The sequence below is a fragment of the Listeria goaensis genome (assembly GCF_900186125.1).
GTDB lineage: Bacteria > Bacillota > Bacilli > Lactobacillales > Listeriaceae > Listeria > Listeria goaensis.
The window spans coordinates 26,949-42,268 of sequence record NZ_FYBQ01000006.1 but is presented as its reverse complement, the minus strand read 5'-3'; the positions used below and the strand labels follow the sequence as shown (position 1 = coordinate 42,268).

Annotated in this window: 16 protein-coding genes; all 16 read left to right on the top strand. The window is 41.2% G+C overall.

Going from position 1 to position 15,320, the window contains the following annotated elements; all coding sequences use genetic code 11:
• The first annotated feature begins 90 nt into the window (after nt 1-90).
• The 16 genes from rnmV to CFT42_RS08430 all read left to right on the top strand — a co-directional run bounded on the left by rnmV (nt 91) and on the right by CFT42_RS08430 (nt 15,280).
• Nucleotides 91-663 (top strand): ribonuclease M5, encoded by a 573-nt coding sequence (rnmV, locus tag CFT42_RS08505; RefSeq protein WP_088810772.1) that lies wholly within the window; start codon nt 91-93, stop codon nt 661-663.
• Nucleotides 656-1,543, top strand: coding sequence for a 16S rRNA (adenine(1518)-N(6)/adenine(1519)-N(6))-dimethyltransferase RsmA (gene rsmA / locus CFT42_RS08500; protein WP_088810771.1), 888 nt, complete (start codon nt 656-658; stop codon nt 1,541-1,543). The genes rnmV and rsmA overlap by 8 nt, the downstream gene beginning before the upstream one ends.
• Before the next feature lie 117 nt (nt 1,544-1,660).
• Nucleotides 1,661-1,918, top strand: coding sequence for a biofilm formation stimulator Veg (gene veg / locus CFT42_RS08495; protein WP_088810770.1), 258 nt, complete (start codon nt 1,661-1,663; stop codon nt 1,916-1,918).
• 292 nt (nt 1,919-2,210) lie between these two features.
• The gene (ispE, locus tag CFT42_RS08490) at nt 2,211-3,071 is read left to right on the top strand and encodes a 4-(cytidine 5'-diphospho)-2-C-methyl-D-erythritol kinase (protein ID WP_088815908.1); all 861 of its coding nucleotides are present in this window, start codon (nt 2,211-2,213) and stop codon (nt 3,069-3,071) included.
• Nucleotides 3,072-3,088: 17 nt separating this feature from the next.
• Nucleotides 3,089-3,826, top strand: a complete 738-nt coding sequence (gene chbG, locus CFT42_RS08485) for a chitin disaccharide deacetylase (RefSeq protein ID WP_088815907.1) — start codon at nt 3,089-3,091, stop codon at nt 3,824-3,826.
• Between the two features lie 108 nt (nt 3,827-3,934).
• Nucleotides 3,935-4,756 (top strand): pur operon repressor, encoded by an 822-nt coding sequence (purR, locus tag CFT42_RS08480; RefSeq protein WP_088810767.1) that lies wholly within the window; start codon nt 3,935-3,937, stop codon nt 4,754-4,756.
• A gap of 239 nt (nt 4,757-4,995) precedes the next feature.
• Nucleotides 4,996-5,613, top strand: coding sequence for an efflux RND transporter periplasmic adaptor subunit (locus CFT42_RS08475; RefSeq protein WP_477218351.1), 618 nt, complete (start codon nt 4,996-4,998; stop codon nt 5,611-5,613).
• A gap of 26 nt (nt 5,614-5,639) precedes the next feature.
• Complete coding sequence (locus CFT42_RS08470; protein ID WP_088810765.1) at nt 5,640-6,326, top strand: ABC transporter ATP-binding protein; 687 nt, start codon at nt 5,640-5,642, stop codon at nt 6,324-6,326.
• Complete coding sequence (locus CFT42_RS08465) at nt 6,323-7,519, top strand: ABC transporter permease (protein ID WP_088810764.1); 1,197 nt, start codon at nt 6,323-6,325, stop codon at nt 7,517-7,519. The genes CFT42_RS08470 and CFT42_RS08465 overlap by 4 nt, the downstream gene beginning before the upstream one ends.
• A gap of 620 nt (nt 7,520-8,139) precedes the next feature.
• Nucleotides 8,140-8,433, top strand: coding sequence for a septation regulator SpoVG (gene spoVG, locus CFT42_RS08460; RefSeq protein WP_088810763.1), 294 nt, complete (start codon nt 8,140-8,142; stop codon nt 8,431-8,433).
• Nucleotides 8,434-8,553: 120 nt separating this feature from the next.
• Entirely contained in the window at nt 8,554-8,859 is a 306-nt protein-coding gene (gene spoVG / locus CFT42_RS08455; protein ID WP_088810762.1) for a septation regulator SpoVG, read from the top strand.
• 307 nt (nt 8,860-9,166) lie between these two features.
• The gene (gene glmU / locus CFT42_RS08450) at nt 9,167-10,546 is read left to right on the top strand and encodes a bifunctional UDP-N-acetylglucosamine diphosphorylase/glucosamine-1-phosphate N-acetyltransferase GlmU (protein ID WP_088815906.1); all 1,380 of its coding nucleotides are present in this window, start codon (nt 9,167-9,169) and stop codon (nt 10,544-10,546) included.
• 57 nt (nt 10,547-10,603) lie between these two features.
• On the top strand, nt 10,604-11,563 hold the full coding sequence (locus CFT42_RS08445) for a ribose-phosphate diphosphokinase (RefSeq protein ID WP_088810760.1): 960 nt from the start codon (nt 10,604-10,606) through the stop codon (nt 11,561-11,563).
• A gap of 67 nt (nt 11,564-11,630) precedes the next feature.
• The gene (locus CFT42_RS08440) at nt 11,631-13,550 is read left to right on the top strand and encodes a BglG family transcription antiterminator (RefSeq protein ID WP_088810759.1); all 1,920 of its coding nucleotides are present in this window, start codon (nt 11,631-11,633) and stop codon (nt 13,548-13,550) included.
• A gap of 119 nt (nt 13,551-13,669) precedes the next feature.
• Entirely contained in the window at nt 13,670-14,965 is a 1,296-nt protein-coding gene (locus CFT42_RS08435) for a PTS sugar transporter subunit IIC (protein WP_088810758.1), read from the top strand.
• Between the two features lie 12 nt (nt 14,966-14,977).
• Nucleotides 14,978-15,280, top strand: coding sequence for a PTS sugar transporter subunit IIB (locus CFT42_RS08430; protein ID WP_088810757.1), 303 nt, complete (start codon nt 14,978-14,980; stop codon nt 15,278-15,280).
• Nucleotides 15,281-15,320 lie beyond the last annotated feature (40 nt).

Genomic DNA, 15,320 nt, shown 5'->3' with positions numbered 1-15,320 from the left:
GTATATCGAGCGAAGCCTAGCGAAATAGGCTTCGCTTTTTTTGTGGGCTGTGGTATGATAACTTTATTGATTTGAAAAAGGACGTTAAAAATGGAGAAACCAATTATTCAAGAAATTATCGTTGTGGAAGGCCGGGACGACACGTCGGCGCTTGGTCGGGCAGTCATTGCCGACACCATTGAAACAGGCGGTTCAGCAATTAATCAAAGCATCTTAGAGGAGATTAAACACGCCAAAGAAAAACGCGGTGTCATTATTTTTACAGATCCTGATTTTCCGGGAGAAAAAATTAGAAAAACCATTGAGGCGTATGTTCCGGGATGCAAACACGCGTTTATTGCGCGCAAGGATGCACTGCCGAAATATGGCCGGGGACTTGGCGTGGAGCACGCCAGTGTTGAAGTTATTCAAAACGCGCTTTTAAGCTATCACTCGCGTGCGGAAATTGCGGCTGAAACGCTAGTGCCACGCGAAAAAATTATCGCCTCAGGGCTCTTATTTGGCGCCGGTGCGAAACAGCGTCGCACGAAATTAGGGGACATTTTGCGAATTGGTTATACGAACGGCAAACAACTTGAGGTGCGTCTAAAAATGTTCGGCATCACAGAACTGGAATTCGATGAAGCACTAGAAGCCGTTTTACAGGAGGAAAAGAATGAGTAAAGATATTGCAACGCCTATTCGGACGACTGAAATTTTAAAAAAATACGGTTTTTTGTTCAAGAAAAGTCTCGGGCAAAATTTCTTGATTGACCCGAATATTTTGCGGCGAATTGTTGGGACGGCTGATGTTACGAGTGAAACAAATGTCATCGAAATTGGCCCGGGCATTGGGGCTCTGACGGAACATTTGGCGCGTTCTGCGAAACAAGTAGTTGCTTTTGAAATTGACCAAAGGCTACTACCTATTCTTGCGGATACGCTTTCGCCGTATGAAAATATTAAAATTGTTCACTCTGATATTTTAAAAGCGGATGTGCTTAACGTAATGCGTGAGCAGTTTGAAAATCCAGATGCGCCACTCAGAATAGTTGCGAATCTCCCGTATTATGTGACCACGCCAATTATATTGCAGCTTTTGCATGAAAAAGTTCCTGCCAAATCAATGACGTTCATGCTACAAAAAGAGGTCGCGGAACGCATTAGCGCGAATCCAGGAACAAAAAGCTACGGCAGTTTATCGATTGCAATTCAGTTTTACATGGAAGCGGAACTGGCCTTCATTGTGCCGAAAACGGTCTTCATGCCGCAACCGAATGTGGATTCAGCAGTTATTCATTTGGTGAAGCGCGAAAAGCCGGCTGCTGAAGTGAACGATGAAATTTTCTTTTTTGAAGTGACTCGCGCGGCTTTTGCTCAAAGACGTAAAACGCTTTGGAATAATTTAGCGTCCAAATTTCCAAAATTAAAGGAACGAAAAGCTGAATTAGAAGCGCGATTTTCGGAAATAAATATCGATTTATCAAGACGCGGAGAAACATTCAGCATTGCTGAATTTGCTAAAATAAGTAATGAATTACAACTTTTCATAAAAAATGATTAATTTTTTATAAGAAAAGATATATTGTTGTTGACATTGTACCATTTCATTGATAAAATATTCTGTTATTGATTTTCCTCTTGCTTTATGCTATAATTTTATTTAGTGAGGTGGAAAATAATGCCAAAAACCATTGCAAGCATTAAAAAAAGCCTAGACGAGAGACTAGGTAAAGCTTTAACATTGAAAGCAAACGGAGGCCGTAAAAAAACGATTGAACGTTGCGGTGTTTTAGCAGAAACCTATCCATCCGTTTTCATTGTTGAACTAAATCAAGATGAAAACAACTTTGAAAGAGTGTCCTACAGCTACACAGACATTCTAACAGACGCAGTCGAACTTGAGTTCACAGACGACAAGACAGAAGTCGCATTATAATGAAGAGCAAGCCGAACCAGTGGTTCGGCTTTTTGCTTGGACTCTTAGGAAGCGTAGTTTGCTTCCATAGAGTCCAAGTATGAACGTATTCATCCGAGCACAAAAGCCCCCTTAATAATCAAATTAGCTTCCATAGCCCCTAATCCCAAGCATAAACCCTCCTCATTTCCTTCCCCCCCCCTCCTCAATTCACCCAATCGCACAGCCATCTCACAATTCAAACTACATATTTTTCCGCGCATATGATAAAATAAACGGAGAGATTTTAGAAGGATGTACGGAGGCCGAAAAAATGAAAATAACGATAAAGGCGCCAGCAAAAATCAATTTATCACTCGATGCCCTATATAAACGCGAAGATGGTTATCACGAAGTGGAAATGGTTATGACGACGATTGATTTATCGGACAGTTTGCAGCTAGAACTTCTTTCCGAGGACCGAATTGAATTAGACGTAAAAGCGCACTTTATTCCTGACGACAAGCGTAACTTAGTGTATCAAGCGGCACAGCTTTTAAAAGATAGGTATCAAGTGGAACAGGGAGTTAGAATTACTCTCGATAAGCAGATCCCAGTTTCTGCAGGACTAGCAGGGGGGAGCACAGATGCGGCAGCTACCTTGAAAGGGTTAAACAAACTTTGGAACTTAGGGCTTTCTTTAGAAAAATTAGCCGATTTAAGTGCCGAGATTGGCTCGGACATTGCGTTTTGTCTTTACGGCGGGACAGCGCTTGCTACAGGGCGCGGTGAGCTAATTGAGCGGCTTAAGCGCATGCCCGGGTGCTGGATTATTTTGGCAAAACCGAATATTGGCGTTTCAACCCCGTCTGTTTACAAGGAACTACGGGTGCAGGAAGTGGCGCATCCCGATACGAAAAAAATGCTCGCGGCGATTGCGACGAGCGATTTAGATGGCATTTGTGCGGCCATGGGAAATGTGCTAGAAAGTGTTACGTTAGAAAAAAATAGTCAAGTGAAGCAATTGAAAGAAAAAATGCTTGAATTCGGTGCTGATGCAGCAATGATGAGTGGTAGCGGACCAACAGTGTTTGCGATTGTGAAGCAGCATTCGCGCGCGAAACGAGTGTACAACGGATTAAGAGGCTTTTGCGATGAAGTATACATGGTTAGACCATGGTCATATGACGAATAAAATAGAGGAGGATAACGATGAAACTCATTTTTAATGCTGATGATTTCGGAATGACAAAAGGGGCTGTGTACGGCACGTTAGACGCCTATAAGAACGGTGTTGTGCGTTCGACAACAATGCTTGCAAACGGCCACGCGTTTGATCTTGCGGTTCAAATGGCGAAGGAAAACCCGGGGCTTGATATCGGGGTACATCTTGCGCTTACGTTCGGAAGTCCGGTTTTGAAGGATTTGAAGACGCTCGTAAATTATGAGGGCAAGTTTTATCGGAACATCGATGAGCTGACACAAAACGCACCGGATTTTAGCCTAGAAGAAGTGGAACGCGAATTCACGGCGCAAATCGAAAAAATCAAGGCGGCGGGCATCCCGTTCACGCACTTTGACGTGCATCACCTGCTTGAACCGCATATTTACGAAGTAGAGCATCGTTTGGCAGAAAAATATGGGGTTAGCGTGCGTAGAAGCCTGCCAGACGTGGACTACAAACGATTGAAAACTCCAGACCTATTTTTAAATGATTTCTACGGCGAAGGAGTCACCATGACCACCATTCGCAAAATTGTTGAAGCTTACAAACATACCGACCAAGTCGTTGAAATCATGACGCACCCAGCGTTTATGGATGAGGAATTATTAGGACTATCATCGTATTCGGACATTCGCATGAAAGAAGTGACGCTACTTACATCAAAAGAACTGCAAAATTATTTAGCGCAAGAGAATGTTACGCTAGCTAGTTTTAGGGATTTGTAATAGCTCTTTTAAGTTGTCAAGAATTGCGAAGTCTTTTATAATAAAGAAAAATACGTACAAAGATTTTGATTTTTGATTTAATATACGGAGTTAAAAGGGAGAGAGATTATGAAAATTCGGCGTAGTGAACGTTTAATCGATATGACAGAGTTTCTATTATCGCATCCGCGCAAGTTAGTTCCACTTACGATGTTTGCTGAACGTTACAGCTCGGCGAAATCGTCTATTAGCGAGGACTTAGTTATTATTAAAAAGACGTTTGAAGACCGCGGAATTGGTACGCTTGAAACCGTTCCAGGAGCGGCAGGCGGCGTACGTTATATTTCTATTGCTGGAAATGCAGATGTGCTTGATTTTGTTCAAACGTTATGTAACCGCATTGCTGAGCCGAATCGCCTTTTGCCAGGCGGCTATTTATATTTATCGGATCTTTTAGGTGAACCAGTAACGCTAAAAGCAATTGGTAAAATTTTGGCGACTAAATTTAATGACCAACCGATCGATGCGATTATGACTGTTGCGACAAAAGGTATTCCAATTGCGCAGGCTGTTGCCGAACATTTAAGCGTACCGTTCGTTATCGTACGCCGTGATAGCAAGGTGACGGAAGGCTCAACGGTAAGCATCAATTATGTATCCGGCTCAACAAAACGAATTGAAAAAATGGAATTGTCAAAGCGCAGTCTTGCAGAAGGCTCAAACGTTTTAGTCGTAGATGATTTCATGAAAGCAGGCGGAACGGTTAACGGAATGAAAAACTTGCTTGAAGAATTCAATGCGAAATTGGTTGGTATCGCTGTTCTAGTTGAATCAGAATACGCAGAAGAACGCCTAATTGATGACTACGTATCGCTTGTTAAAATTAAAAATGTCAATGTAAAAGAAAAACAAATTGAAGTCGTGGAAGGCAATTATTTCACGGTTAAATAGATGAACTAGAGAAGTCTTATAGCAGGACTTCTTTTTTTGTGCCCGCACATTTTAACTTGAATGCTTCATAAAGCGCACGTTTTTTCCAGAAAGAAATCAGTCTGGGGCTGTACGTTGTTTGTGTGATTTTGTGGTAGAATGTATGAATATTGTAGAATTACATAGTTTGAAGAGGAGGAAAAAAATTGAAAAAATGGATTATCGCAATTATTGTCATCGTAGTGATTGGTGGTGGCGTAATTTGGTTTTTAAATAAAGGTGGCGAAAAGAAATCGGCTGATACGAGCGACTTTGTAACAACAAAAGTGAAGCAAGGTGACATGAAAATTAATGCAACCGGGACAGGTGCGATTGTGCCGCAAAATAAACAGTTCCCTGATTATGATGAACTAGAGTTTCAGGCGCAAATGGATGAACTCGATATCCCGAATATTAAAGTAGATCAGGCTGTTACGGTGAGCGTTACCGCACTTCCTGACAAAACTTTCAAAGGAAAAGTTAAAACGATTGCTGATCAGGGGCAAGCCCAAAACGGCGTATCCTCCTTCCCCGTTACGATTTCTTTAGAGAATACGGATGGGTTGAAATCAGGAATGACTGCAGACGCTTCGATTTTAGTGAACGAGAAGAAAGATGCACTCTACGTGCCAATTGAGGCCGTTCAAAAAGATGACGATAACCGTTATTATGTGATGGTACCGAAGAAAGAAAAAGAAGGACGCACGAAAAAAGAAAAACAATTTGTTGAAACAGGATTGCATAACGAAGATAATATCGAAATTACGAAAGGCCTGAAAAAAGGTGATACGGTTATCTTACCTTCCCAAAAATCCACGACAACAGAAGGCGGCTTTTAATCAAGCGGAAAAGGAGGGAACAAGACATGCATCCACTTATTGAGATGAAAAATATCACCAAAAGTTATACACTTGGTGGCGAAACCTTTAAAGCGCTTGATGATGTGACTTTATCCGTTGATGAAGGTGATTTTGTCACCATCGTAGGGCCGTCTGGTTCTGGGAAATCAACGCTTATGAATATGATTGGTTGTCTAGACGTGCCGGATTCCGGCAGCTACGAGCTCGACGGAGTTGATGTTTATCGTTTAAACGATAATAAACTTTCTGAAATACGCAATAAAAAAATCGGGTTTATTTTTCAGCAATTTAATTTACTGACAAAGCTTTCCGCGCTTGAGAATGTCGAGTTGCCACTTGTTTATGGCGGTTACGGATCTTCTACGCGGGAAAAAATGGCGATGGACTGCTTAAACCGAGTCGGCCTTGCTGACAAAAAACGCAACCTGCCAACGCAATTGTCTGGCGGACAACAACAACGGGTAGCAATTGCGCGCGCTTTAGCAACCGAACCGTCGATTCTACTCGCAGACGAACCTACCGGCGCGCTTGATTCCAAAACGGGCAAGGAAGTCATGGGCATCTTGCAATCCTTAAACGCAGCCGGAAACACCATTGTTATGATTACCCATGATTTAGAACTCGCAAAATACGGCACGAAAAGCATTCGCATTCAAGACGGCCGTCTGTATAAAGAGGAGGTAAGCAAATGACAATCCTCCAAAGTATGAAAATGGCATTCAAGCAACTTAAAACGAGCAAGCTACGCTCCTTTTTAACCATGCTAGGTATTATTATTGGGGTTGCATCAGTGATTCTGCTCGTTTCGCTTGGAAAAGGCGTCACGCAAGAGGTTAACAGCCAAATGGGTGACCTCGGCTCGAACTTAGTTACGGTCATGAACAATTCCATGAACCCGAACGATAAAATTTCCTATGATGATGCGATGAAATATCAAAGCATCGATGGGGTTAAAAGTGTATCACCTGAACTATCTGGTCAAGTTAATGCCGCTTATGATTACCAAAATAAAAATATAAAAGTTATCGGTACAAATGACCAATATAAGGGCGCACGTAGTTTAGAACTTGAAAGTGGCCGCTTTTTACTGCCGATTGATGTTGAATACGGCCAAAAAGTAGCAGTGTTAGGCCCAAGCGTGGCTAGCGATTTATTCGGCTTTTCTGACCCAGTTGGGAAAACAATCCGTTTAAATGGCCTGCCATATAAAGTGGTCGGCGTCTTAAAAGAAAAAGGTGCATCTATGATGGGCTCAAGTGATGATCAAGTTTTCATTCCTATCATGGCCGCACAACGAATGTTGAAAGATACGAATGTACGCACGATTTATGTGGAAACAGATTCCGCGGATTCCGTTGATTTCGTTGTGAACACACTTGAATCACGACTTTCTATCCAGCTGAACGATAATGCAGAGGATACCTCCTCGCAATTAGGACCGAAGTATCAAGTTATTAATCAACAAGAGATTTTAAATGCCTTTAATACGATTAGTAACACACTTACTACCGCTTTAGGTGCTATCGCCGCCATTTCGTTAGTAGTGGGTGGAATCGGTATTATGAACATTATGCTCGTTTCCGTTAGTGAACGAACGCGTGAAATTGGAATAAGAAAAGCTTTAGGAGCGAAAAAGCGCGCTATTTTAACACAGTTCTTAATCGAATCTGTTGTTATTAGTGTAGTGGGCGGTGTTATCGGGATAATAATTGGCGTCAGTGGCGCAGTCATTTTTGGCAGCGTGGCGAATATTCCTTCCGGTGTAACGGCCGGCACAATTATATTCTCCTTCGTATTCTCGCTTTGCATAGGCGTTATCTTTGGTATCGCGCCAGCAAATAAGGCTGCTAAACTTCGACCTATTGATGCGCTCAGATCAGAATAAATTAAAAAAACACTTGGCCGGTAATCTAAAACGATTATCGGTCAGGTGTTTTTTTGAAAGTTGTAAAAATACCTATCGAAAAAGTATAAAAATATACGAAATGCTGTCTTGTCATCTATTTTTAATATGTTTGTTACACAATGAAAGTAAATGAGGTCTTAAATACTAAGTGGAAAAGTGGGTATTAGTGTATATCCCTTTGTTATCAATGGTTTCAAGGTTTCATTTTGTAGTGGGTTTGAATGAAAAATTATTTTATTTATGAATTTTTATAGAAATATTTTTGGTTTTAAATTGTGCACGAATTGATGGTGAGTTTTACTTTTAGAATATTTAAGAAATCGGAAACGCGGTTAAATTAGTGTGTCGCAACGATTTTGGTATACTTAATTAAAATTTTTTTAAAACAATTCGATTTGTCAATAACGATTAGTGAGATAGCTTGAATTTTTGAATCGAATTCACAAAGTTGTCAAATTTTCATTTTTTTATTATTATATGTATAGGGAAAATAGAGGTGCCTGGTGAAGAAGTGAAATCTCGATTTTCTTGGTTAGCTTTCCGTGAGACTTTAAGGCTTCGGAAAAAGTATGACAACTAGAATTAAGGTGGTGAAGAAAATGGAAATTACAGATGTGAGATTACGACGTGTTGAAACAGATGGAAGAATGAGAGCAATTTCTTCAATCACGATTGATGGTGAATTTGTTGTTCACGATATTCGTGTCATCGATGGCAACGATGGGCTTTTTGTCGCAATGCCAAGTAAGCGAACTCCAGATGGAGAGTTCCGGGATGTCGCGCATCCAATCAATTCAGATACACGTGCGAAAATACAGGAAGCTGTACTCGCTGCGTATGAAGTGGCTGATGAACCAGCTGTATCTGAAACAACTTCTGCTGATGCAGAATAACAAAAATCCCTGGAAATTAGGAGCTAGTGAGTGAAACGGACAGAGAGGGATACCTGAATCTGATACCGCAAGCGAACCATCCTTGTTGTAAAGGGGCAAATGGGATAAGGAGTGACGGAAATGCAAGTAACAGATGTGAGATTACGTCGAGTTGAAACTGATGGAAGAATGAGAGCAATTGCCTCAATCACTTTAGATGAGGAGTTCGTCGTACATGATATTCGTGTTATTGACGGAAACAATGGACTTTTTGTCGCAATGCCAAGTAAACGTGGTGTTGACGGAGAATTCCGTGACATTGCCCACCCAATCAACTCTGATACGCGTGGAAAAATTCAAGACGTTGTTCTAGCTGAATATGAACGCGTTGGTGAAGAAGAAGCGAGCGAAGTATCAGAAGAAACCGAATCAGTTTCTGCTGAATAAAATGAATTTAATCACCCGAGCTACTCGTTAAGAGTAGCTCTTTTTTGATTCGTAAAACTATGCTATACTAGTTTTAGACAACTTTTTGAAAAGGAGCTTTATAAAGTGAGTGATTTTACAAAGGTAGCACAACTGATAAGTTTACTTAAAAACAACTCATTTAAGGGACAAATCTCCCCTTTTTTAGAAATACTACTTTACCAGAAAAATGGTAAGGTTTTTTTGCGTCGCGTGTAACCTTGAAAAAAAGTAGGTTTTACGGTATCATTCAATATGGAAGAATAGTGGTAATTGGAGGTCTTTTTATATGACGAATCAATATGCAGTCGTGCTTGCAGCGGGACAAGGCACACGTATGAAATCTAAGCTTTATAAAGTGTTGCACCCAGTTTGTGGAAAGCCGATGGTTGAACATGTTGTGGATCAAATTGCGCAACTAGATATGAAAAAAATAGTTACAATTGTTGGGCACGGAGCAGAAGATGTTCGTGAACATTTAAAGGATAAAAGTGAATTTGTTAAGCAAGAAGAACAATTAGGAACAGCGCATGCCGTTTTGCAAGCAAAGGCTTTACTTGCCGATCTTGACGGTGTAACCATCGTTGTGTGCGGGGATACACCGCTTATTGAAAGTTCGACAATGGGGGCGCTTATCAAGTATCATTCGGAAAAACGTGCGAAAGCGACAATCTTAACAACGCGATTAGAAGATCCAACTGGTTATGGTCGCATTTTGCGTGATGATTTAGGAATTGTTGAACGCATTGTAGAACATAAAGACGCTACTGAAAAAGAACAACGCGTCCAAGAAATTAATACAGGAACATATTGTTTTGATAATCGCTCGCTTTTTGATGCGCTTTCTAAAGTTTCCAACCACAATGCGCAAGGTGAATACTACTTGCCAGATGTGATTAAGATTCTAAAAGATGCAGATGAAGTGGTGGCTGCTTATCGTATGGAAAACTTTGAAGAGTCACTCGGTGTAAACGACCGCGTCGCTTTGGCAGAGGCAAGTAGATTGATGAGAAATCGCATCAATGAACGACACATGCGTGCAGGCGTAACACTCGTTGATCCTTCCAGCACTTATATTGATGTAGATGTTGAAATTGGTCAAGACACAGTCATTGAAGCGAATGTTATGCTGCGTGGGAAAACAAAAATCGGCGAAGATTGCTTAATCTCTAGCGGTTGCGACTTTGACAATGCAACAATAGGAAATCGCACCGTTATTCGCTCTTCTGCCATTGAAGATAGCAAAGTTGGCGATGATGTTCAAATCGGGCCGTACGCGCATTTGCGCCCAGAAACAGACGTGCATAACAACGTCAAAATTGGCAACTACGTAGAAACTAAAAAAGCAACTGTTGGGGAAAATACGAAATTACCGCACTTCATTTATATGGGTGATGCCGAAATCGGCAAGAACGTTAATGTAGGCTGTGGTTCGATTTCCGTCAACTACGATGGCTTCAATAAATTTAAAACGAAAATTGGCGACAATGTATTTGTAGGTTGCAACTCCAATTTGATTGCGCCAATTACAGTCGGCGATGATGCTTATATTGCGGCGGGTTCAACACTGACTAGTGATGTGCCAGATGGTTCACTTGCAGTCGGACGTGCACGCCAAGTAAATAAAGAAGGCTACGCTAAAAAGATCGTAGATAAGTTTAATAAATAATTTTTTCAACCTTTTTTGAAGAAATATCATTTATATAAAAATTTGTGGAGGCTGATTATGTCAAACGATTATTTTGATCCAAAGTTGAAAATTTTCTCGTTGAATTCAAACCGTGCACTAGCGGAAGAAATTGCGAAGGAAGTAGGAATTGAGCTAGGTAAATCGAGTGTAACTCATTTTAGTGATGGCGAAATTCAAATTAACATTGAAGAAAGTATTCGTGGTTGCCATGTGTATGTTGTTCAGTCGACAAGCTACCCAGTTAACCAGAATTTAATGGAACTTTTGATCATGATTGATGCGCTAAAACGAGCTTCAGCAGCTACAATTAATATTGTAATGCCGTACTATGGCTACGCGCGCCAAGATCGTAAAGCAAGAAGCCGTGAACCAATTACGGCGAAATTAGTTGCCAATTTAATTGAAACAGCGGGTGCAACACGAATGATTACGCTAGATATGCATGCACCGCAAATCCAAGGTTTCTTCGATATTCCAATCGACCATTTAAATGCCGTGCGCTTACTTAGCAACTATTTTAGTGAGCAAGGCTTGACAGGCGATGATATTGTTGTTGTTTCTCCTGACCACGGAGGTGTAACACGTGCGCGTAAAATGGCAGATCGCCTAAAAGCGCCAATCGCAATTATTGATAAACGCCGTCCTCGCCCGAACGTTGCCGAAGTAATGAACATCGTCGGAAAAGTAGATGGCAAAGTATGTATTCTAATTGATGACATTATTGATACAGCAGGTACAATTACACTTGCTGCAAACGCACTTCGTGAAAACGGAGCAACACGCGTATTTGCAAGTTGTACGCACCCTGTTTTATCTGGCCCAGCAATGGACCGAATTCAAGATTCACCAATCGAGAAATTAGTCGTAACAAATTCTATCGATCTTGCAAAAGATAAATGGATTGATAAAATGGAGCAGTTATCTGTTGCAGCTCTTTTAGGCGAAGCAATCGTTCGTGTTCATGAAAACGAATCTGTAAGCTCGCTTTTTGAATAAAATGCAGTGAGAATGAGCAGAGTCTAATCTTTAGATTCTGCTCTACTGTTATCAGGAGTGTTTTTTTATGGCAGAAAAGCAAGTTTTAATTCCGCGGTGGCAAAAATTGCTTCAACAACTATACGCAAAAATGGATTTTATGAGCGGAGAAGAACTCGCTTCTAGCCTGCAGGTGAACTCGCGAACAATTCGGAGTGACGTTAAAACGATAAACGCCATTTTTTTAGTTGATGGAAACAAAATCGAGGCTGTGCGCGGAAAAGGGTATCGACTTGAACTTCAAGATGAAACCGCTTTCCTTGGTTGGCTTGCGCCGTTTAAAGAGGAACGTTTTAATTTGCACGTCATTCCGACGCTCGCCGAAGATCGAGTCGCCTACATCATTCGCTATTTGCTTCTCCAAAACGGCTTTACAAAGCTTGACACGCTCGCCGAAGAGTTGTACGTCAGCAAGTCGACCATTAATTCCGACATTTTGGACGTGAAGCGGAAGCTTGCGGAACATCATTTAACGCTTTCGAAAAGAGCCAGCTACGGGGTGAAAATTGAGGGTTCCGAGGTGAATATTCGATTTTGTTTCTCGAAATATCTGTTAAGTGATTCTGTAAGCCTACTTGTGAGCGAGGAGGAACAGACTTTCTTTGGTGAAATTGATCTGCGGAAAATCCAGACGATTATTTTGGCGAGCCTTGAACAATATAAAGTGCAAATGACCGATATGGCGATTAAAAATTTGATTATCCACGTCGCAATTGCTGTGCGCCGTATTAAAGGTGCGCAATATGTTCACCAAGGTGACCTTCAAGATTTGGAATTTAATATTCAAGAACTGCGCGCTTCGCAAAAAATCATTCGCGAAATTGAAACGCTTGAATCCATCAAGTTCCCAGAAAGCGAACTGACCTATATTTTGCTACATGTATGTTCGAAGCACGTTTTGCAAAGTTATAATGGTTACCGAGAAATCATCATCGTGAATAAAATGCTTGAGGAAATCAAACGCCAATACGGGTATGATTTTTCAGCGCATCAGCAATTTATAGCGAATTTAGCTTTGCACTTAAAGCCCGCAGTGAACCGGATTAAGTTTAATATGAATATTCATAATCCGTATCTTGAAAATATTAAAACGAATTACCCGCTCGCTTTTGAGTTAGGACTTGTCGCCCGAGAAGTTTTAGCACTCGAATTGGACCAGCCCATCAGCGAATCAGAAGTCGGCTATTTAGCGATTCATTTCCTATACGCGTTAAGCGATGCTTCGAAAGAACGAAAAAAACGCGTTTTACTCGTTTGCGCGTCCGGCATAGGCACAGCGAAATTATTAGAATCGAAAATCCAAAAAATATTTGCCGAAGAAATTGACATAATTGGCAGCTACTCACTGTACGAATATAAGACCGGCAACTGGCAAGCCGACTTTGTCATCTCGACCGTTCCGCTTGGCGACGCATTAGGCGAATACGTTCAGGTGACGCCGTTTTTATCCGAAATAGATATCCGCAACATTCAAAAGCGCCTCCCGAGTATAACTAGCAAAAATAACTTCGAGCAGTTCTTTTCCGCGAACTACTTTGAAATTTTGGAAGAAAAGTACAGTAAAGATCAGGTCCTAACATTGCTCGCGCAAAAATTCGAAGAGACGAGCAGCGACCAGAAAGCCTTCCTAGAGTCCGTCAAAGAACGTGAAGATATCGTGGCAACATACTTAGGAAATGGCCTAGCCGTACCGCATCCCATATTTGCCGAAGTAAGCGAAACTAAAATTGCCGTTTGTATCGCTAGAGAGCCCGTAGTGTGGAATGAAGATGGCGATGTGGCACAAATTATTTTCATGCTGGCGATTAAAAATAAGGAACAAGAACACCTTTCGCAAGTATACGAAATGATAAGCCAAGTCGTTGAAACGCCAAAGCTCGCGAAGGAAATAAAAAAAGCGACGAACTTCAATGAGTTTATCCAAATTTTAGCGCGACTGGAAACATGAGGGTGAAAAATGGCTCTCATGTTTTTTTGATTTCCGCTACTTGCCAGAGGTTGCGGAAAAAGACTGCATTTATTTCCAATAAAGAAAGCGCTATATTTAAGTTATAGGAGGGAATGCACATGAAAAAATTCATTGAAAAATTAACATGGCTATCACAAAAATTAGGCAATCAAATACACTTGAAATCAATGCGAGATGCTTTTGCCACAATTCTTCCATTTATTATGTTATCCGGTTTTATGGTTTTAATTAATAATGTCATCATTAAGCCAGACGGTTTTATGTCCAATATTATTAGTTCCGCCACCTTAACCAAATGGCAAGAGCTTGGAACGAGTATCGTGAACGGGACGCTAGGCATCATCACCTTGCTCATCGGCGCGTCGGTTTCATACTTTTTGGCACAAAATCGGAAATTTGAAAATCCATTTGCGCCAGCGCTACAAACCATTGCTCTTATCGTTATTTTTATTCCACTCATGACTTCGGTTGTACCAGTTGGCGCAAAAGAAGCCGTTGAAGTTTCTGGCGTTATTCCGACAGCGCTTACAGGTTCTGCAGGCATGTTTGTCGGGATTGTCACGGCGCTACTCTCGACAGAAGTTTTTATTCGACTTTCAAAGAGCGAGAAAATGAAAATTCGCATTTCGGGGGAAAGCGTACCGCCAGCAGTTATTAAATCGTTTAACGTTTTAATTCCAACAATGCTTACAGTATTATTATTCGCATTTATTTCGTTCATCGTTAACTTAATCTTTAGCTTAGATTTATATTCCATTATTAGCGCTGTCATTCAACAACCACTAACGTTCTTAGTGACAAGCGTACCTGGTTTCCTTACCTTAATGCTGATTTCGCAAATGTTATATTCCATTGGGATTGCAGGAAGCGGTATACTAGGCCCCATTATGGACCCCGTTTTACTCGCGAATATGCAAGAAAATATGACGGCATTTGCAGACGGCACAACAATTCCGCATATCATCAATACAACTTTCCGTGATATTTTCGGCGTCATGGGTGGCGGTGGTAACACAATTGCGCTGCTTATCGCCATCTTCATTTGGAGCAAACGAAAAGATTACCGCGAAATTGCCGGATTATCCGCTGCGCCGGGAATATTCAACATTAATGAACCAGTTGTTTTCGGTCTGCCGATAGTGTACAACCTGAGTTTGATGATTCCGTTTATCTTATCAACTCCGCTTTGTCTATTACTTGCTTACATCGCAACAAGTATCGGCATGATTTCCAAAGTCGTTGTACTCGTACCGTGGACGACACCACCAGTCATATCTGGCTTTTTAGCAACAGGTGGCGACTGGCGAGCGGCTGTTTTTCAAGTCTTCCTAATAGGTGTCTGTATCTTGCTATACCTACCATTCCTAAAAGCAAATGATAATTTAAAAGCGTAGGAGCTGATTTTGATGAAAAAATTGATGTTAATGTGTAACGCTGGAATGTCTACGAGCGTTTTAGTTAAAAAAATGCAAAAAAGTGCTGCTGAGCAAGGTATTGAAATTGAGATTTGGGCGATTTCGGAAACGGATTTTGAAAAAAATTGGCGCCATGCAGATGCGATTTTGCTTGGCCCGCAAGTAAGCTATATGAAAGACAAAGTTGCTGAAACCGTGGGTGACAAACCAGTGGACGTCATCGCAATTGTCGACTACGGTCGAATGAATGGCGAAAAAGTTCTAGAACAAGGACTTGGACTGTTAGCAAAATAATGCCAGAAAGGAGTGTTTCATGTGGCGACACAACCGATTT

Bases quoted from the DNA above. Each gene is read 5' to 3' on its own strand.
- rnmV (WP_088810772.1), top strand. From the start codon at position 91: ATGGAGAAACCAATTATTCAAGAAATTATCGTTGTGGAAGGCCGGGAC.
- rsmA (WP_088810771.1), top strand. From the start codon at position 656: ATGAGTAAAGATATTGCAACGCCTATTCGGACGACTGAAATTTTAAAA.
- veg (WP_088810770.1), top strand. From the start codon at position 1,661: ATGCCAAAAACCATTGCAAGCATTAAAAAAAGCCTAGACGAGAGACTA.
- ispE (WP_088815908.1), top strand. From the start codon at position 2,211: ATGAAAATAACGATAAAGGCGCCAGCAAAAATCAATTTATCACTCGAT.
- chbG (WP_088815907.1), top strand. From the start codon at position 3,089: ATGAAACTCATTTTTAATGCTGATGATTTCGGAATGACAAAAGGGGCT.
- purR (WP_088810767.1), top strand. From the start codon at position 3,935: ATGAAAATTCGGCGTAGTGAACGTTTAATCGATATGACAGAGTTTCTA.
- CFT42_RS08470 (WP_088810765.1), top strand. From the start codon at position 5,640: ATGCATCCACTTATTGAGATGAAAAATATCACCAAAAGTTATACACTT.
- CFT42_RS08465 (WP_088810764.1), top strand. From the start codon at position 6,323: ATGACAATCCTCCAAAGTATGAAAATGGCATTCAAGCAACTTAAAACG.
- spoVG (WP_088810763.1), top strand. From the start codon at position 8,140: ATGGAAATTACAGATGTGAGATTACGACGTGTTGAAACAGATGGAAGA.
- spoVG (WP_088810762.1), top strand. From the start codon at position 8,554: ATGCAAGTAACAGATGTGAGATTACGTCGAGTTGAAACTGATGGAAGA.
- glmU (WP_088815906.1), top strand. From the start codon at position 9,167: ATGACGAATCAATATGCAGTCGTGCTTGCAGCGGGACAAGGCACACGT.
- CFT42_RS08445 (WP_088810760.1), top strand. From the start codon at position 10,604: ATGTCAAACGATTATTTTGATCCAAAGTTGAAAATTTTCTCGTTGAAT.
- CFT42_RS08440 (WP_088810759.1), top strand. From the start codon at position 11,631: ATGGCAGAAAAGCAAGTTTTAATTCCGCGGTGGCAAAAATTGCTTCAA.
- CFT42_RS08435 (WP_088810758.1), top strand. From the start codon at position 13,670: ATGAAAAAATTCATTGAAAAATTAACATGGCTATCACAAAAATTAGGC.
- CFT42_RS08430 (WP_088810757.1), top strand. From the start codon at position 14,978: ATGAAAAAATTGATGTTAATGTGTAACGCTGGAATGTCTACGAGCGTT.